Annotated in this window: 13 protein-coding genes and 1 pseudogene; 6 read left to right on the plus strand and 8 right to left on the minus strand. The window is 66.9% G+C overall.

Annotation, left to right across the window (positions count from 1 at the left end; all coding sequences use genetic code 11):
- Positions 1 to 106: pseudogene (locus tag AC0Z6F_RS11920) on the plus strand (IS110-like element ISStma4 family transposase); the annotation flags it as partial.
- Positions 107 to 137: 31 nt separating this feature from the next.
- On the opposite strand, the gene AC0Z6F_RS11925 reads toward AC0Z6F_RS11920, so the two are convergent.
- From AC0Z6F_RS11925 to AC0Z6F_RS11940, 4 genes are all read right to left on the minus strand, one after another.
- A complete protein-coding gene (locus AC0Z6F_RS11925) occupies positions 138 to 2,246 on the minus strand; it encodes a phosphocholine-specific phospholipase C (RefSeq protein ID WP_485618598.1) in 2,109 nt (702 codons plus the stop codon).
- An 8-nt stretch (positions 2,247 to 2,254) separates the two neighbouring features.
- Positions 2,255 to 4,633, minus strand: coding sequence for a TonB-dependent receptor domain-containing protein (locus AC0Z6F_RS11930; RefSeq protein ID WP_485618596.1), 2,379 nt, complete (start codon positions 4,631 to 4,633; stop codon positions 2,255 to 2,257).
- A 118-nt stretch (positions 4,634 to 4,751) separates the two neighbouring features.
- Positions 4,752 to 5,678 carry a c-type cytochrome gene (locus tag AC0Z6F_RS11935; RefSeq protein ID WP_012510683.1) on the minus strand — a complete coding sequence of 309 codons (927 nt, stop codon included), beginning with the start codon at positions 5,676 to 5,678 and terminating at the stop codon, positions 4,752 to 4,754.
- Positions 5,675 to 7,021 carry a c-type cytochrome gene (locus AC0Z6F_RS11940; protein WP_485618594.1) on the minus strand — a complete coding sequence of 449 codons (1,347 nt, stop codon included), beginning with the start codon at positions 7,019 to 7,021 and terminating at the stop codon, positions 5,675 to 5,677. The genes AC0Z6F_RS11935 and AC0Z6F_RS11940 overlap by 4 nt, the downstream gene beginning before the upstream one ends.
- Before the next feature lie 185 nt (positions 7,022 to 7,206).
- Here AC0Z6F_RS11940 and AC0Z6F_RS11945 point away from each other — a divergent pair, with 185 nt between their 5' ends.
- Positions 7,207 to 8,325 carry an alpha/beta fold hydrolase gene (locus AC0Z6F_RS11945; RefSeq protein WP_065723155.1) on the plus strand — a complete coding sequence of 373 codons (1,119 nt, stop codon included), beginning with the start codon at positions 7,207 to 7,209 and terminating at the stop codon, positions 8,323 to 8,325.
- A gap of 81 nt (positions 8,326 to 8,406) precedes the next feature.
- On the opposite strand, the gene AC0Z6F_RS11950 is transcribed toward AC0Z6F_RS11945, so the two are convergent.
- Positions 8,407 to 9,546: an MFS transporter gene (locus AC0Z6F_RS11950; RefSeq protein WP_485618600.1), complete on the minus strand. Its 1,140-nt coding sequence runs from the start codon at positions 9,544 to 9,546 to the stop codon at positions 8,407 to 8,409.
- A 184-nt stretch (positions 9,547 to 9,730) separates the two neighbouring features.
- Between AC0Z6F_RS11950 and AC0Z6F_RS11955 the strand changes: the two genes are divergently transcribed.
- The gene (locus AC0Z6F_RS11955) at positions 9,731 to 10,426 is read left to right on the plus strand and encodes an alpha/beta hydrolase (RefSeq protein WP_012510687.1); all 696 of its coding nucleotides are present in this window, start codon (positions 9,731 to 9,733) and stop codon (positions 10,424 to 10,426) included.
- A 147-nt stretch (positions 10,427 to 10,573) separates the two neighbouring features.
- A complete protein-coding gene (locus tag AC0Z6F_RS11960) occupies positions 10,574 to 12,772 on the plus strand; it encodes a TonB-dependent siderophore receptor (protein ID WP_448122793.1) in 2,199 nt (732 codons plus the stop codon).
- 114 nt (positions 12,773 to 12,886) lie between these two features.
- On the opposite strand, the gene AC0Z6F_RS11965 is transcribed toward AC0Z6F_RS11960, so the two are convergent.
- Positions 12,887 to 13,588: a pirin family protein gene (locus AC0Z6F_RS11965; RefSeq protein WP_065723158.1), complete on the minus strand. Its 702-nt coding sequence runs from the start codon at positions 13,586 to 13,588 to the stop codon at positions 12,887 to 12,889.
- 140 nt (positions 13,589 to 13,728) lie between these two features.
- Between AC0Z6F_RS11965 and AC0Z6F_RS11970 the strand changes: the two genes are divergently transcribed.
- Positions 13,729 to 14,649, plus strand: coding sequence for a LysR family transcriptional regulator (locus tag AC0Z6F_RS11970; RefSeq protein ID WP_485618590.1), 921 nt, complete (start codon positions 13,729 to 13,731; stop codon positions 14,647 to 14,649).
- 529 nt (positions 14,650 to 15,178) lie between these two features.
- Here AC0Z6F_RS11970 and AC0Z6F_RS11975 read toward each other — a convergent pair.
- Both AC0Z6F_RS11975 and AC0Z6F_RS11980 read right to left on the minus strand, forming a co-directional pair.
- Positions 15,179 to 16,003: a helix-turn-helix transcriptional regulator gene (locus AC0Z6F_RS11975; protein ID WP_006384687.1), complete on the minus strand. Its 825-nt coding sequence runs from the start codon at positions 16,001 to 16,003 to the stop codon at positions 15,179 to 15,181.
- Positions 16,000 to 16,704 carry a VIT1/CCC1 transporter family protein gene (locus AC0Z6F_RS11980; RefSeq protein ID WP_006384686.1) on the minus strand — a complete coding sequence of 235 codons (705 nt, stop codon included), beginning with the start codon at positions 16,702 to 16,704 and terminating at the stop codon, positions 16,000 to 16,002. Before AC0Z6F_RS11980 ends, AC0Z6F_RS11975 begins: the two co-directional genes overlap by 4 nt.
- A gap of 152 nt (positions 16,705 to 16,856) precedes the next feature.
- On the opposite strand from AC0Z6F_RS11980, the gene AC0Z6F_RS11985 reads away from it, so the two are divergent.
- A complete protein-coding gene (locus AC0Z6F_RS11985) occupies positions 16,857 to 18,221 on the plus strand; it encodes a glutamate--cysteine ligase (RefSeq protein ID WP_032972191.1) in 1,365 nt (454 codons plus the stop codon).
- Positions 18,222 to 18,247 lie beyond the last annotated feature (26 nt).

Here is an 18,247-nt window from a genome sequence, read left to right on the forward strand (position 1 = left end):
GCCCTTCAAGGTCGTCATGTGTGCAGTGATGCGCAAGCTCATCCATCTGATTTGGGGCGTACTGAGAAGTGGCCGACCCTTTGAGCCTGACGTCGTCCTTGCCTAGGCGAGGGCGACACGGTATCTACAGAGATCCTTCAATCGTGCTCGAACCGCAATGGCTCGCTGCCCATCGCCGGGTCGCTGGTGCCTGGGCGTCCGTCCTCGGCACGCCCGGCCAGACGCAGCATGCTCTCACCCGCGCCGACCTGCAGGTCATACCAGCCCGCGGTAGGCGCTGCATCCCACGCCAGTGCGGTCTCTGCATGCGCCGGCAGCGCCAGCGTCTGTTCCGGCATGTGCCCGGCATAGGCGCCGGCATGCACGCGCAGCTGCTGTGCGGCATCGCTGAGATTGCGCAGGTGCAGCCGCAGCTGGCCGTCGGCGCACTCGACCGACGCCTGCACGACGGGCCCTTTGGCAGCACCCTGGAAGTGACGGTGGAAGCCGTTCGGGCCAAGCAGCCACAGGTCGTAACGCCCCTGTGCATCCAGCGCCCAGCGTTCGCGCAGCGGCGTGCCCGGTACCAGCGTATAGCGGCGTGGCACCGCACCCAGCCGCAGTCGGTCGTACACATGCAGCACCGCCGCTGCACCTTCGCAGGACAACGTCAGATCCACGCCCGATGCGTCGAGGGCGGCGATCGATGCCTGCGGCCGATAGGGCAGGGCACGCGCCGGGCGTACGCCGCTTTCCTGTTTCGCCGGCTTCAGTCCCTCCGGCAATGCCGGCACGGTGCGTCCCGGCAGGGCGGCAGCACGTGCGGCAACGGCGCTCACGTCGGGCAGGCCGCGTACGAACGGGCGGGTATCACGCTGGGCGAAGTCGAAGGCATTGCTGAGGTCACCGCAGACCGCGCGGCGCCACGGCGAGATGTCCGCGGCGGCCACGCCGAAGCGGCGTTCGATCAGGCGTATGACCGAGGTGTGGTCGTACACCTGCGAATCGACCCAGCCACCGCGGCTCCAGGGCGAGATCACGTACAGCGGCACGCGCGGCCCCAGCCCATACGGGCGACCGCGCAGTTCTGCGGCGTCGTACTTCTCATCCCCCGGTGCCGGATGACGGTGATACTCGCCTTGGGTACTGACCGAAGACACACCCGCCCAGCCACCGTTTTCCGGTGAAGGCGGTGCCGGTGGCGGCATGTGGTCGAAGAAGCCGTCGTTCTCGTCGAACATCAGCAGCAGGGCGGTGCGGCTCCAGACCTCCGGATCGGCGGTCAGTGCATCCAGCACGCGAGCGGTATAGGCCGCGCCCTGGGCCGGGCTGGAAGGGCCGGGATGCTCGCTGCCGACCGCGTCGGCGATGATGAAGCTGACCTGCGGCAGGCGCCCATCGACCACGTCGTGGCGCAGGTGTGCCAGCCCACGCGTGCTGACCCCACGCGCGCGCAGCTGCGGGTCATGCCCCGGCGCAGCACGGTAGGCCTGGCGGAAAGACTCGAAGCCGGCCAGTGGGTTGTCGGTGAAGTTGTCAGCCATGTCCTGGTAGATCTGCCAGGACACCCCGGCCTTCTGCAGGCGTTCGACATAGCTGCTCCATCGGTACGACGCCGGATGCCCGCCATGTTCCGGGAAGTTGTCGTGCGAGTTGGCGATCACCGGGCCACCGGCGCGCGCGGCCGCATCGTTGTGGCCGGTCCACAGGAACACCCGGTTCGGGTTGGTCCCGGCCTGCATCGCGCAGTGGTAGGCGTCGCAGATCGTGAAGGCATCGGCCAGGGCAAACTGGAAGGGCAGGTCGCTGCGCTGGAAGTAGCCCATCGAGTGGTTCTGCTTGGCTTTCGGCCATTGCCCCATGCGTCCATGGTCCCAGGCGCGCTGTGCATCGGGCCAGGTATGCGGCGTGCCCTCCACCCGCATGTAGCCGAAGTGCGCAGCGGTATCCAGCGGGAACGGTGCGATCGCGCGCTGGCCGCTGGCATCGGGCTGCAGCCACAGGCTGCGCGCGCGGCCACCGGCCTGTAGCGCAGCGGCCGGGGCCACGAAGCGGTCGCCGAAGCCACGTACCCCCGGCAGCGTGCCGAAGTAGTGGTCGAACGAACGGTTCTCCTGCATGAACACCACGATGTGCTGCAGGTCTTCCAGGCTGCGTGTCTGCGCGGCAGGTGCGATCGCAGCGGCCCGGGCGATGCTGGGCAGCAGCGGGGAAAGGCCGGCGGCAGCGCCGGCCTGCAACAACCGGCGTCGGCCGATATCGGTCACGGGTTCACTCACAGGTCCACACGGAAGGAGATGCCGACGGTACGCGGTGCGCCGATGAAGGCGTTGTCGCGGCCATCCACCCCTGCAAGATACCGCTTGTCGGTGAGATTGCTCACCACCAGGTTGGCGCCCATACCCTTCAGGCGCGGCGACAGGCCCTGCAGGTCGAAGCCGATATTGGCGTTGAACACGGTGGCCGAGGGCAGCTTGTTGGCGTTGGCGGCATCGAGGTAGCGCGTGCCCAGGTAGCGGCCGGACAGGCCGAAGTTCCAGTTTTCGCCCTGCCAGTCGGCCGACAGCACCAGGGTCTGTTCGGGCTGTCCGATCACCTTGGCGCCGTCGACGATGCCCAGCTGGGTATCGCGCGCGGCATCGCCGCTGCCCAGGTACTTGGAGCGGTTGTATGTGTAGGCAGCGTTGAGTCGCCAGCCATTGTCCCAGCCGTAGCCGAAGGCGGCTTCCAGGCCGTTGCTCTCAACGCCGCCGAAGTTCTCGTAGACGCCGTCGGTCTCGCCCAGGTAGTCGATGCCGCTGACAAAGCCGGCCGGCAGGTAGACGATGCGATTGTCGAACTTGATGTTGTACAGGGTGACCGACGCGGTCAGCGGCCAGCGGCTGATGCGCATGCCGACTTCGATGTTGTCGGCGGTTTCCGGTTCCACATTGCGGAAGCGCTGCGGATCGGTCTCGCCGAGCACGCCGGAAGGAATGGCGGCGAAGTTCTGCGAGAAGCCGGCAAACAATTCCATGCCTTCCACGCCCGGTGCCCAGGTGAAGCCGGTGGACAGCAGCGGATCGGACTTGGAATCGGATTTCACGTGCTCATTGGCACCGATCACGCGGCGGCGCGACTGGTCGACGAAGAACTGCTTCACGCCCAGGCGCGCGCTGAACGGGCCGAAGCGCGCGACATCCTCGACGTAGTACATCTGCTCATCAACCTTGTACTTGTCCTCGAACTGCACCCAGTACGGCTGGTGGTCGAAGGCGATGTCCTGGCCGACGTTGAGCAGGCGGTGCCAGTCGCGGCGCGCCGAGCGGTCCAGCTTCTCCACCCACAGGCCGCCACGGATCGTGTTGTCGACGGCACCGAAGGTCTGCCGCCACTCGACGTCGGCGGTCACGCCCTTGCGGTTGTTGTCGTAGTGGGTGTGGCGGTAGGACTGCGCGCCCAGCACGTTGCCGGCGTAGCAGTTCGGGTCGTACTCGGCAGTGAAGCCCAGCCGTGGGGTGCAGCTGGCCAGGCGCTGTGCGGCGCTGCCATCGGGATTGACGAAGAAGATCTGGCCGCGGTTGCTGCCGCCGTACACGGTCTTTCCACCGATGTACTCCGACTCCGGGCGACCGGCACCATCATCGCTGACCTGGGCCAGGTAGGGTGGCAGCCAGTCGCCACGACCCTCCATGCGGTGCCCGTAAGCCGCCACCGAGGCCTTGAAGCCGTTGCCGCCGTCGAAGGCCGCGCGCAGGTAGCCGAAGGTGTTCTCGCGCAGCGCACGCGAGCCGGAGCGGTAGTTCTGGTCCAGGTACGGAATGCCGGTGAGGGTGCCGACCAGGTTGTCGCGGTCCGGGTTGGTGGCGAAGCCCTTCGGCGAGACGCTGGTGTACTCCGGCTCGTCGGCATCGTTGTAGGACAGGTAGCCGGTCAGCGTCCAGCGATCCAGCTCGGTGATGAACTTGCCGGCGATGTGGTCGTTGCTGGTCTTGCCGCTGCCGTCGATCCAGTCGTGCACGCGCGCGGAGGAAGCGCTGACCCAGGCGCGGGTGTGGCCACCAAGCAGGCCGGTGTCGTAGCGCACGTAGTACTTGCGGGCCTCGTTGTCACCGGCGCCCACCACGAAACGCAGGCGGCTGTCCTGCAGCGGATCGCTGGTGAGGAAGTTGAGGGTGCCGCCCAGCGCCTCGTTCGAGCGCGAGGAGATGTCGGCGGTGCCCTGGCTGACTTCCACCGTTTCCAGATCGAGGGTGTCGATGTAGCGGTTGGCCAGCGAGCCGCCGCCGTAGCCCGAGCCGCCATTGGGCAGGCCATCGATGGTGGTGCCGATCTGCTGCGTATCGCGATTGGTGACGAAACCGCGCATGCTGATCTGCGTGCCCCACACCGACGAACCGGTGGCGTCGGCTTCACTGACCACCACCCCGGGTACTTCATTGAGTGCGTCGTTGACGCTGCTCATCACGGTCTGCCGGTTCAACGTTTCCGCACGTACCGAGGTCTTGGCGTAGCTGGTGGCCTGGCCAATCACCTGCACCTGGTCCAGGGTACGGGCATCGCTGCTGCGCGATTCGGCCGCGTCGCCCTGCGGTGCTTCGGCCAGGGCATCCAGTGCGGGGGCGATCAGCAGGGCAAGCAGGGAGACACGGGGAAAGCGCGCAATCGTTCGCATCGAGACCGGACCTTGAGGGGAGTGAAGCCCCGGAGTGTCGGCAGCGCCAATGACATCGGCATGACGCGCAGATGCAGGAACCGTGTTGTGTGACGGCCGGTGCCTGCGGCCGCCTGCCTCAGTAGCGCGCGTCCTTGGGTTTCGGGTCACGCGGCCAGTCCTTGGCCTTGTTGGCGAAATCCGGACGCGGCTGGTTGATGAAGTAGCTGGCGATGTCCACCGCATCCTGGTCGGGCATCACCTGCTGCCCCAGCGGGGGCTCGCGGGTCACCGCCGGTGGCATGTTGTGCTTGACGAAACCGGCGGCCTTGTACAGGCGCGCCATGCCGGCGCCGATGTTGAAGCTGTGGTCACCCCACAGCGGCGGGAAGGCGATATCACCGCTGGCATCACGTCGGCCTTCGCCGTTGTCACCATGACAGGAGGCGCATTGCGCGGCGTACAGCGCCTGGCCGCGGATCGGATCAGGTGTCAGTGAGCTGTCGATCGGCCCTTCGCTGGGTGCCGCCACGCGCGCGCCTTCGGGAACGGGGCGGTTCAACCAGGTCATGTATTCCAGCATGGCGCGCATTTCCGGCGCGTCCTTGGCCAGCGGCTTGCCGTTCATCGAGCGCTGCAGGCAGCCGTTGATGCGCTCGGTCAGCCCGATCACCTTGCCCGGCCGTGGCATGTAGCGTGGGTAGGCACCACCACCCGTGTTGAAGTAGTGGTTGCCGAACGGCCGCTTGCCCTCGGCCATGTGGCACGAATTGCAGTTCAGATCGTTGCCGACGTTGTCCGGCAGCAGCCGCGCGGTCTCGTTGAGGAGGCGGCGGCCGAGCATCACCGACCCGGCATTGCCCAGCCCGGCAATTTCTTCGGCACTGGGGGCGTGGTACTGGCCGACCACCGTGCCCTGCGCATCGAGAATGTCGATCGTGCTGGCCACGGCGGCATCCAGGTCCGGGTACAGATGGCGATAGGCGAGGGTGCCGGCACCGGCCAGCAGCACGACAACGATCGCACTGCCGAGCAGCAGGCGGGAACGTTTGCGCGAACGCTTCATCGTGCAGCCTCCTGCGGAACGTAATGCACCGGCTTGTCACGCACCACCCGGCGCATCCTCGCCACGTCGACCTCGCTGACCGCGCTGGCCTGGTTGCCCCAGCTGTTGCGGATGAAGGTCAGGATCTGTGCCAGTTGTGCATTCGGCAGCTGCTCGAAACCGGGCATGGTGAACGCCATGCGGTCGTGCGGGGTATGCGGGGTGCGGCCCCCGATCAGGGTCACCTGCACCAGCGAACTGGGATCATCGGCGAACACGATCGAGTTGCCGGCCAGCGCCGGGTAGACCCGTGGCATGCCGCGGCCGTCGGCGCGATGGCAGGCCTGGCAATGCTCGGCATAGGCCAGCGAGCCGGCCACGCGATAGTCACCACTGCGCAGCGCGGCGGTGGTGGTGTTGGTACCCGGCGACCACTGTGCGCTGCGGCCCTCGCGCGCCGGCAGCTGTTTCAGGTAGCGGGCCATCGCCAACAGGTCGGCGTCGGACAGGTACTGGGTGCTGTGCTCGACCACATCGGCCATGCCACCGAAGGCCGCCGAGCGATCAGTGCGGCCGGTGCGCAGGAAGTCGACGATCTCGCCCTCGCTCCAACTGGCCAGGCCGGTCGATTCGTTGCGCAGGTTCTTCGCATACCAGCCTTCCAGCACCGAGCCGGACAAGTACTGGCGGCTGCCATCATCGGCCATCGCCTTTTCCTGGAACGCCAGGCCGCGTGGCGTGTGGCAGGCGCCGCAGTGGGCCAGGCCTTCCACCAGTTCGGCGCCGCGCTGCTGGCTGACATCCAGCGACGGATCCGGGTTGAACGTACGCGGGCGTGCAAACAGCAGCTGCCACCAGGCCAGTGGCCAGCGCATGTTGGCCGGCCACGGAATCGTGCTGTCGGCGTTGTCCTGCTTCACCGGCTGCACCGAGCCCATGAAATAGGCGTACAGCGCCTTGATCTCGGCGTCGCTGGCGATCACGTACGAGGCGTATGGCATCGCCGGATACAGCGGCTGGCCATCGTGGCGGATGCCCCGGCGCACCGCGCGTTCGAAGTCGGCGTAATCGTAGGCACCGATGCCGGTGTCCGCATCGGGCGTGATGTTGGTCGAGTAGATCGTGCCCATCGGCGTCTGCATGCCCAGGCCACCGGCGAACGGCTTGCCGCCCGGCGCTGTGTGGCAGGCCGCGCAGTCGGCAGCACGCGACAGGTATTGCCCCTGCGCGATCAGCGCCGGATCGTGGATGTCGACCTGCGCCGCCTGTCGCGGTGCGAACCAGTAGGGCGTGGTGCGGGCGATGCCGTAGGCGGCGGCCACGGTGGCGGCCAGGGCAATGGCGAGCTTGAACGAGGTGCGCATGGCGGCACTGTGGGCAATCGCGCACGCGCGTTCATTGATCCGGATCAATGACTGAACGGATACAGCTTGTACACCAAGCTGAATCGTTCCTGCGTTGTCATCAAGCCGTCATCCGCGCGCGATAGATGGCCGGTCTATCGGGGCGTTAACGTCACAACTTGTCTGATTCACCCCTACGACGTGATATGAAGCGCCTGCTGCTGTTGCTGCTGGCGTGCGCCGGCCTGTGGCTGGCTGCATGCTCATCCTCGATCAATGCCTCGTCCACCTCGCTTGCCGATCGGCTGATCGCGCCGGGTGGCGTGTCGACCCTGCTCGATCGTCCGCGCATTGCCGCGGCCATTGCCGAGTTGCCCAATCGCCATGGTTTCGCTGCGGGGCGCGATGGCGTGCCGATCTTCTGGCGCGTGTTCGATCCGGGCAACTATGGTGCGCGCTATCACTACCTGCCGCAGCGCCACGAGAATGGCCTGCCGCTGGATACCGGCTTGAGCCTGGCCGTGCCACAGCCCTTCCACGCGCAGGCACCGCGCGGCACCGTGGTGCTGCTGCACGGCTGGATGATGAATGGTGATTCGATGCTGCCGTGGTCGCTGCAGCTGGCCGAGTCCGGCTACCGCGTGGTCACCCTCGACCTGCGCAACCACGGCCAGTCCGGTGCCGGTCCGTCCGGCTATGGCACCTATGAATCGGATGACGTGGTCGATGTGATCAGCGAGCTGCGTGCACGTGGTGAAGTGACCGGCCCGCTGTACCTGTTCGGCGTGTCCTATGGCGCCGCCACAGCGGTATTCACCGCCGACAAGCTCGGCGACCAGGTGGAAGGCGTGGTAGCGATGGAGTCGTTCGCCAATGCCGGCGTGGCCATCCGCACGATGATCCCGCACCTGATGGGACTGCAGCCGGAAGGGTTGAAGGCGCAGGCGGTAGCCTCCTACGCGCGCTGGCGTTACGGTGGCCAGGACATCGACCAGGTGGTCGCCGCGGCAAGCCGCCGCATCGACGTCGATCTCGACCGTGTGGATGTGGCGCGCGCGCTGGCCGATACCCGCGCCTGCGTACTGCTGCTGCACGGGCAGGGCGACCAGCACATCCCGGTCAGCCAGGGCCGCGAACTGGCGCAGGCCAATCCGCGCGCGCACTACATCGAGATGCGCGGCGAGGACCACATCACCCTGCCGTTGCGGCTGGACCTGCTGGCCGGTGTGGTCGACGACTGGATGGCGCGCGACGAGCACCATCCGCAGAGTGCCTGCCCGGCTCCCCAGCTGCCGGCCCAGGCCGAGTGGCTGACGCGCAGCTGAAAAAAGGGGACGGAGGGGATTAAGTCGTTTGCAGCACACCCAGGGCAGAAACGACTTAATCCCCTCCGTCCCCTTTTTCTGTCAGGGCAGGCGCCGTGCCAGTGAGCGCGCCGACGCGGCTACGCCCAGCAGCAGCGCGGCCACGCACAGGAAGGCGAAGCCGAGGCTGGTGGCGTGTGCCAGTGCACCGATCGCTGCCGGGCCGGCGAGGATGCCGGCGTACCCCAGCGTGGTGACCGCAGTGATGGCGATGCTCTCCGGCATCACCCGCTGTTGGCCGGCCATCGAGAACAGTGCCGGCACGATGTTGGCGCAGCCCAGCCCGACCAGCACGTAGCCGGCCAGCGCCACCGGGAATGACGGCACCAGCGTGGCCAGGGTGAAACCGGCCGCAGCGGTGATGCCACCGAAGACCATGGTGCGGGTGCGGCCCAGGCGCTCGACGATACCGTCGCCGAACAGGCGCATCGCGGTCATCGCCAGGGTGAACAGCGCGAAGCCGGCGCCAGCCTGGTCGCGTGGCACCTGCCGTACTTCGGCCAGGAACACCGCGCTCCAGTCCAGCATCGAACCTTCGCCGAGGAACACCACGAAGGCCAGCACGCCGATGAACAGCACCACGCCATGTGGCAGTGCCAGCAGCGGCCCTTCGTGCAGGATCCGCTGTGGGCGCCAGTGAGGCGCCGACAGCGCCGAGACCAGCAGCAGTGCCGCCACCGACACCAGCGCGGCCAGCCACAGCGGCGTACCCAGGATCAGCAGGCCGGTCATGCAGCCGGCACCGATAAAACCACCGATGCTGTAGAAGGCGTGGAAGCCGGACATCATCGCGCGCCCGGCGTCGCGTTCGACCGCCACCGCCTGCATGTTCACCGTGCAGTCCATCGCGCCCACGCCGGCACCGAATACGAACAGAGCAGCGCCCAGCGCGAAAGGCGAGGGCGCAAGCGCCAGCAGTGGCAATGCCAGCAGCACCATCGCGCAGGTCACCATCAGCAGCCGCCGGCAGCCGAGGCGGCCGGTCAGCGCACCGGCCAACGGCATCGCCAGCAACGAGCCCAGGCCGAGGCACAGCAGTACCGCGCCGAGGCTGGCATCGGACAACCCGGCCTTGGCTTTGGCATAGGGCACCATCGGCGCCCAGGCGGCGGTGGCGAATCCGGGAATGAAGAAGGCGGCACGGGTGGCGTGCTGCTGGGCACGTGGGGATGAGGGCGTCATGCGCGGTGCGAAACTCCAAGGATCATCCATGAAAACGTTTTCAGACGGGATCGGCAAGTGCCATGCGTGACATCGAGCGACGCATACGATTGCAGTGACCCGAATGCGTCACCGCTGATTAACGCCAAAGACGGACAGTAGCGACACGGTCGGCATTCCGCCGGCCGCTGCCGGAGATCCGTACATGAGCACGACACCGACCATCCTCCTCGTCCATGGTTTCTGGGGCGGGGCCGCACACTGGGCCAAAGTGATCCTGGAGCTGCATCGCAACGGCCATGACCGCGTGCAGGCGGTGGAACTGCCACTCACCTCGCTGGCCGATGATGCCGGCCGCACCCAGAAAATGATCCGGCAGATCGACGGGCCGGTGCTGCTGGTCGGCCACTCCTACGGCGGCGCGGTGATCAGCCAGGCCGGCAACGAGGCCAACGTGAAGGGCCTGGTCTACATCGCGGCGTTCGCCCCGGATGCCGGCGAGAGCCCCGGTGGCATCACCCAGCAGCATCTGCCGGAAGCGGCACCGAACCTGGCGCCGGACAGTGATGGTTACCTGTGGCTGCGTGCCGACACGTTCCATGAAAGCTTCTGCCAGGACCTGAGCGACGACGAAGGCCGGGTGATGGCGGTGACCCAGAAGGCACCGCTGGCCAGCACTTTCGGCGATGCAGTGAGCGACCCGGCGTGGAAGCACAAGCCGAGCTGGTACCAGCTGTCCCGCCACGACCGGATGATCGCGCCGGAGAACCAGAAGACCATGGCCGGACGGATGCAGCCCAAGCGCCTGCTGGAGCTGGATGCCAGCCATGCCTCGCTGGCCTCGAAGCCGGCCGAGGTGACCGCGTTGATTCTCGAGGCCTGTGCCGCTGTAGGCGGCTGATCCGGCGCCTTCGCGACGCGCGACAGCACACCTCACGACAGCCGGGGCGCAGGGGAGTAAACTCCTGCGCCTGCGGCCATCCGGCCTCATTCCCATCCCGCCTCCAGCCGCCGCCAGAGGATCCCACCCGATCGTGGAGGTCCCGTCGTGTCGTCTGTGCCTGTCCGTTTTCCGCTCCCGTTTCCACGTCGCCTGCCGCTGTCGCGTGCGCTGGCCCAGGGCCTGCTGCTGCTTGCGCTGAGCGGCGGCACCGCGGCCGCCCAGTCCTCCCAGGACGAGGACAAGGCCAAGCCGGCGCCCGCCTCGCAGACCCTGCAGACCGTACAGGTCACCGCCAACCAGCTCGGCACCATCACCGAAGGCAGCGGCGCCTACACGCCGGGCACCATCGCCACCGCCACCCGGCTGGTGCTGACCCCGCGGCAGACCCCGCAGACCATCAGCGTGATCACCCGCGCACAGATGGACGACTTCGGCCTGGACGGCATCGATGACGTGATGCGGGTGACCCCGGGCATCAGCATCGTGACCTACGACAGCGAGCGCACTGAGTACTACGCACGCGGATTCGCCGTGCAGAACTTCCAGTACGACGGCATCCCGATGTCGCGCGACTCGGCCTACTCGGCCGGCAATACGCTCAGCGACACCGCCATCTACGACCGCATTGAAGTGCTCAAGGGCGCGACCGGCCTGCTCACCGGCATGGGCGATCCCGGCGCGACCATCAACCTGGTACGCAAGAAGCCGGGCAAGGACTTCGCAGGCAGTGCGACGCTGGGTGTGGGCCGCTGGGACGACTATCGTGCCGAGATCGATGTTGGCGGCCCGTTGACCGCCGATGGACGCGTGCGCGGTCGTGCGGTGGGCGCCTGGCAGGACAAGCATTCCAATCTCGACTTCTACCAGCGCACCAGCAAGGTGGGCTACGCGGTGCTGGAAGCAGATCTGGGCGAGCGCACGCTGCTGACCGTGGGTGGCGATGCGATGGACAGCGACCCGAAGGGCTCGACCTGGGGTGGCATCCCTCTTCTGGACAGTGCCGGCAACTTCAATGACATGCCGCGTTCGTTCAACAACGGCACGCGCTGGAGTGGCTGGCGCCAGTATGTGCGCACCGGCTTCGCCACGCTCGAGCACACCTTCGCCAACGACTGGGTGGCCAAGCTGCAGCTCAACCACCAGGTCAACGGCTATGACGCGGCACTGGCCGGTGCCGCCGCCGGCAATCCCGATCCGTTGACCGGCGAGGGCGTCAGCCTGTGGCTCGGCAAGTACGTTGGCAAGACCGTCAGCAATGCGGCCGACTTCTACCTGAGCGGTCATTTCGGCCTGTTCGGCCGCGAGCATGAGCTGGTCGTCGGTGGCAGCGCCTCGCGCAAGCGCTGGACCAACACCGGCTACGGCCCGCAGGCGGGGTTCCCGGATACCGTGCCGGACTACAGAACCTGGAATGGCGACATTCCCGAGCCGGAGTGGCAGCGCAGCTACAGCAACAACGAAGTGACGCGTGAGAACGGCCTGTACGTGGTCGGCCGCTTCGACGTGGCCGATCCGTTGAAGGTGATCGTCGGCAGCCGCCTGGCCAGCTACCGCTCGCCGCAGACGCGCGAAACCGGCGTGTTCGTACCGTATGCCGGCGTGGTCTACGACCTTGGCGAGCACTATTCGGTGTATGCCAGCTACAGCACCATCTTCAAACCGCATAGCGAACGCGACGAGCAGGGCAAGGCACTGGATCCGCTGGAAGGCCGCAGCTACGAGATGGGCCTGAAGGCCGAGTTCCTCGATGGGCGCTTCAACGCCAGTGCGGCGCTGTTCCAGCTCGACCAGGACAACTTCGCCCAGCCCACCGGCGGCAAGACGCCGGACGGGCAGGATGCGTATCGCGCCCTGATGGGCGTGCGTACCAAGGGCTACGAGCTGGAAATGTCGGGCCAGCTGGCCGAGGGCTGGCAGGTGCAGGGTGGGTTCTCGCACAAGATCGCCCGCCAGGCCGGTGCCAAGGTGACCACACTGGAGCCGGAAAACCAGTTCAGCCTGCACACCAGCTATCGCCTGCGTGGCGACTGGAAGGGGCTGACACTGGGCGGTGGTGCACGCTGGCAGGATTCAACGTTCGGTGACATCACCAATCCGGCCACGGGCGCCAAGGTCGTGCATCGTACCCAGCCGTACTGGCTGCTGGATGCGATGGCGCGCTACCAGTTCAACGATCGCCTGTCGGCCACGCTCAACGTCAACAACCTGCTGGACAAGCGCTACTACACGATCTTCAGCTGGTACAGCACCTATACCTGGGGTGAGCCGCGCAACGTGCGGTTGGCGATGACGTACAAGTTCTGACGTCGGTGGTGCTGTAGAGCCGAGCCCGCGCTCGGCTGGCTGTCAAACCGCAGCCGAGCATGGCTCGGCTCTACAAATACGCCGCGATGCTTTTCGGCATCGCGGGCGTTGTCGTTACAGCGGCAGGTCGAACACCAGCACTTCGGCGTCGTTGCCGTTTTCCAGGGTCAGCTGCGCTTCGTCGCTGATCTGCAGTGCATCACCGGCTTCCAGTGTGATGCCATTGACCTGCAGCTGGCCTCGGGCCACCTGCACATAGGCGCCACGACCGTTGCCGAGGGCGTGGTGCAGCTTCTGGCCGCCATCGAGGATGGTGGCGAAGATGCGGGCATCCTGGTGGATGCGCAGCGAACCGTCGGCACCGTCCGGCGAGGCGATCAGGCGCAGCTGGCCGCGCTTGGTTTCCGGGGCGAAGTGGGTCTCTTCGTAGGACGGCGTGATGTTCTCCGCGTCCGGGAAGATCCAGATCTGCAGGAAGTGCACGGTCTCGTCGGCGGAGTGATTGAACTCGCTGTGGCTGACACCGCTGCCGGCACTCATGCGCTGCACGTCGCCGTAACGCAGCACCGAACCGGTGCCCATCGAGTCCTTGTGCTCCAGCGCGCCGCCCAGCACATAGGAAACGATCTCCATGTTGCTGTGGCTGTGGGTGCCGAAGCCCTGGCCGCCGATCACCTTGTCTTCGTTGATCACCCGCAGCGGGCCGAAGCTGACGTAGCGGGGGTCGTAGTAGTTGGCGAAGGAGAAGGTATGGCGCGAGGACAGCCAGCCATGCTCGGCCAGGCCACGGGTAGCGCTCTTGCGGATCTGCAGCATGATGGAATCTCCTTGTTCGATGGTTTCGATGGGGCGGGGTGGGCTGGTAGCCGCTGTGTTTCCCCGTTGGAGAGAAGTATCCGCTTGCGCCCGGGGTTTGAAAAACGGATAGTTTTGACAGCCATCATCGAAAAATTCGAATGCTCAAACTCAGTCTCGATGCCCTGCAGATCCTGGACGCCATCGACCGCCGCGGCTCGTTCGCCGGCGCCGGCAAGGCTCTGCACAAAGTGCCTTCGACCATCTCCTACACCGTGGCCAAGCTGGAGGAGGACCTGGGTGTACAGCTGTTCGACCGGGTCGGCCCGCGCGCCGAGCCGACCGAGGCTGGCCGCGCGCTGCTGGACGAAGGACGGCACCTGCTGCGCGCGGCCCGGGAGCTGGAACTGCGGGTGCGCCGGGTGGCGTCGGGCTGGGAGACCGAACTGACCCTGGCGGTGGACTCGGTGTTCCCGACCTGGCTGCTCGGCCCGGACATCGCCGCGTTTCGTGAGGCCGAGGCACCGACCCGGCTGCGGTTGATCGGCGAAGCCCTGTCCGGTACCTGGGAGGCCTTGCTGGACCGCCGTGCCGACCTGCTGGTCGGTGCGCCGGGCGAGGGTCCCAGCGGCGGCGGTTACGTGGTCGAGCCGCTGGGCACGGTGGAGTTCGTGTTCGCGGTCGCCCCCGACCATCCGTTGGCTGCAGTGCCGGGTGTGCTCGGTCGCGAGCAGCTGGTCGAACACTGCGCGATCGCGGTCTCCGATTCGGCGCGACGGCTGCTGCCGCGCACGGTCGGCCTGTTGATGGGGCAGGAGATGCTGACGGTGCCGGACATGGCCAGCAAGCTGAAGCTGCAGTGCGAAGGCGTGGGCTTCGGTTTCCTGCCCGAGCCGTGCGCGCGCGCGGCGGTGGCGCGTGGCCAGCTGGTGATCCGTGAGGTGGAGGAGCACAAGCCGGAAGAGACCTTCTGGCTGGCCTGGCGCACCGGTGAGGATGGCGCCGCACTGCGCTGGTGGCGCGAGCGCTTGCGCAGGCCGGAGCTGCTGTCGCAGTGGTGGCATTCAATGGCACGGGGTTAGGGGTACGGCAGGGCTGCGCCCTGCACCCGCTACGAGCTGGAGCAACAGCAACAGCAACAGCAACAGCAGAAGCTGGTTTCCTGTGGGGAGGCGGGGTGGGTCCGGTTGCGGGAGACGCCGTAAACCCGTCCATGGGGGCTTGGCCGCGGCATCCATGCCGCGGACACTCCCGCAACCGGACCCACCCCGCCTTCGACAGTTTTCTGCGATCTGTTGGAAATGCTCTTGGGGGTCATATCCGTTTTCCGCAGGAAAACGGATATGACCCCAGAATTTCATTCGATATCTGACAGATGTGTCGACCAAGGTCGACACCTACCAACAGCCGAGTGAACCTGTCGAAGGTGGGGCGGTATCGGAGTGCGGGGTGTCAGCCGCATGGATGCGGCTGCCAAGCCTACAGGGACGTACTTGCGGCGTCCCCGCACTCCGATACCGCCCCCCTATCCCACGGAATGCATGCTGTTGCTGTTGCTTCGGCCGTTGCCGTTGCCTCTGCGGGTGCAGGGCGCAGCCCTGCCGAACACCCTCAAATGTCTGTAGGAGCCAGCCCGTACTGCTCGGCGAAGCGCTTGCTGAAGCTCGCCGCAGACCGGTAGCCCGCGCGTGCGGCCACGGTCTTCAGCGGCAGATCCGTCGTGTACAGCAACGTCATTCCATGTGCCAGCCGCGCCTCGGTCAACAACTGCCGCAGGCTGGTGCGTTCGGCCGCCAGCCGACGTCGCAGGGTCGCCCCGCTCAGCGCGAACTGCTCTTCCACATCGCGTGATTGCCAGTCGCGGGCCGGTTCGGCGGCGATGCGATCGCGGATCTGTTCACCCAGGCTCGGTGCCTGCGGCAGCAGCAGGTTGCCATGGCCCTGCCGGCACAGGGTCAGTACCAGCGAGGCCAGGGCCAGCCGTGCGTCGCTGTAACGGCCGTCCTGCAGCGATTGCCGCCACTGTCGCAGCACCGCGCCATGCTCGGTCAATGGCAACCGCCCCATCACCGGGCCGGCGCTGGGCAGCGCTTCGCTCCACAGCGTGCGCGCCGCGGCCAGTACTTCGGCACACAGCGGTACGATGGCACTGAGGTAGCGGCCGGTCCCCGGGTCGGGTGTGTTGACCACATCGATGCGGCAGCGCTGGGTCAGCAGCAGGATGTCGCCGGGGATGAAGTCCAGCGACTGGTGCGCGGTGCGTACCTGCTTGCGGCCTTCCAGCAGGATTGCGAACTGCGGCTGTGGGATTTCCACCGAACTGGCGCCGTGTTCGCGGCGCGCAGTGATGCAGGCATAGCCTTCGGCGCGGTCGCAGCCGGCCAGGCTGGCCATCTCCGCCAGCAGGGCGACGGCCGGTGGCAGCATCGCGGTCATGACACGTGGGCTCCCAGCAGTCTGCCGACACCGGCAGCGGCGGCCATTGCCAGCGCGCCCCAGAACATTACCCGGATCGCACCGCGTGCAGGCGAAGCACCGCCGGCCCGGGCGGCCATTGCGCCGGTCAGGCACAGGCCGAGCAGGGTGCTGGCCGTGGTCATCATCGCCACCTTGTTGGCCGGTGCCAGCAGCGCGGTCAGCACCGGCAGCGCGGCGCCGCAGGTGAAGGCGCCGGCCGAGGCCATCGCCGCCTGCAGCGGGCGTGCGCGCAGTTCTTCGGTGATGCCCAGCTCGTCGCGGGCGTGAGCGCCCAGTGCATCGTGGGCGGTAAGCTGCTCGGCAACCTGCCGCGCAAGCGCCGGTTCCAGTCCGCGGTGACGGTAGATCGCCGCCAGCTCTTCCAGCTCGCTGTGCGGGTCTTCGTGCAGTTCACGCTTCTCCATGGCCAGGTCGGCGTTTTCGGTGTCGGCCTGGGTCTGCACGGAGACATACTCACCGGCAGCCATCGACATCGCACCCGCTACGGTGCCGGCTATGCCGGTGGCGAGGATCGTGCTGGCCGAAGCGCCGCTGGCGGCCACGCCGACGACCAGGCCGGCCACTGATACGATGCCGTCGTTTGCCCCCAGCACGGCGGCACGCAGCCAGCCGACACGGTCGGCGCGGTGCAGCTCAGGGTGTCGTGAATGGCGGCTCATGGCTTCGAGTGTACGAGGGTCAAGAGGGCGTCGGTAGGATGCTGAAACCCGTCACCGTCGCATGACGCAACGGGCCGCCACGCTATAGTGCGCCCTTGCGATGCAAGGCTCCCAGCCCCACATCCCCTGCCACTGTCCAGCGAGTCCTCCCCTTGTCGAGCCCCAGCCACGTCGCCGATACGCCCATTACCGACCGCTCGCAGCTGGTGGCGGAGATCGCCTCCGGCGAGAAGCCCCGCGCGCAGTGGCGCATCGGTACCGAGCACGAGAAGTTCGGGTTCCGCCTGGATGACCTGCGTCCACCGACCTTCGAAGGCGAGCGCGGGATCGAAGCGCTGCTCAATGGCCTGGTGCGGTTCGGCTGGGCACCTGTGCAGGAGAACGGCAATACCATCGCCCTGCTGCGCGATGGCGCCTCGGTGACGCTGGAACCGGCCGGCCAGCTGGAACTGTCCGGCGCGGCGCTGGAGACCATCCACCAGACCTGCGTGGAAACCGGCACCCACCTCAACGAGGTGGCGCAGGTGGCCGGTGAACTGCAGCTGGGCTTCCTCGGTATGGGCTTCCAGCCGAAGTGGAAGCGCGACGAGATGCCGTGGATGCCGAAGGGCCGCTACAAGATCATGCGTTCGTACATGCCCAAGGTCGGCTCGCTGGGCCTGGACATGATGACCCGCACCTGCACGGTGCAGGTGAACCTGGATTACGCCACCGAAGCGGACATGGTGAAGAAGTTCCGCGTGTCGCTGGCGCTGCAGCCGATCGCCACCGCGCTGTTCGCCGATTCGCCGTTCACCGAAGGCAAGCCCAACGGCTACCTGAGCTACCGCTCGCACATCTGGACCGACACCGACGCCGACCGCACCGGCATGCTCGACTTCGTGTTCGAGGATGGCTTCGGTTACGAGCGCTATGTCGATTACCTGCTCGACGTGCCGATGTATTTCTCCTACCGCGATGGCATCTACCACGACGCCAGCGGGCAGAGCTTCCGCGATTTCATGCAGGCCAAGCTGCCGGTGCTGCCGGGCGCGCTGCCGACCATGCGCGACTGGTCGGACCATATGACCACCGCGTTCCCGGAAGTGCGCCTGAAGAAGTACCTGGAAATGCGCGGCGCCGATGGTGGCCCGTGGAGCCGCCTGTGCGCGCTGCCGGCGTTCTGGGTCGGCCTGCTGTACGACGACACCGCTCTGGATGCCGCCTGGGACCTGGTGCGTGACTTCACCCTGGCCGAGCGTCATGCGCTGCGTGACGGCGTGCCGAAGCATGCGATGAACCTGCCGTTCCGCAATGGCAGCGTGCGTGACCTGGCCCGCGAGGCGGTGAAGATTTCCGTGGAAGGCCTCAAGCGCCGCGCGGCGCGCAATGCCGACGGCCAGGACGAGAGCAAGTTTCTGGACGTGCTGCAGGAGATCGTCGAGTCCGGCCTGACCCCGGCCGAACGCAAGCTGGCGCTGTTCCATGGCCGCTGGCACGGCGACGTCGATCCGGTGTTCCGCGAGTTCGCGTACTGACACTGTTCCGGCGGGTGCCAACCGGG

The organism is Stenotrophomonas sp. 1L-E-5-B-C3, assembly GCF_057292075.1.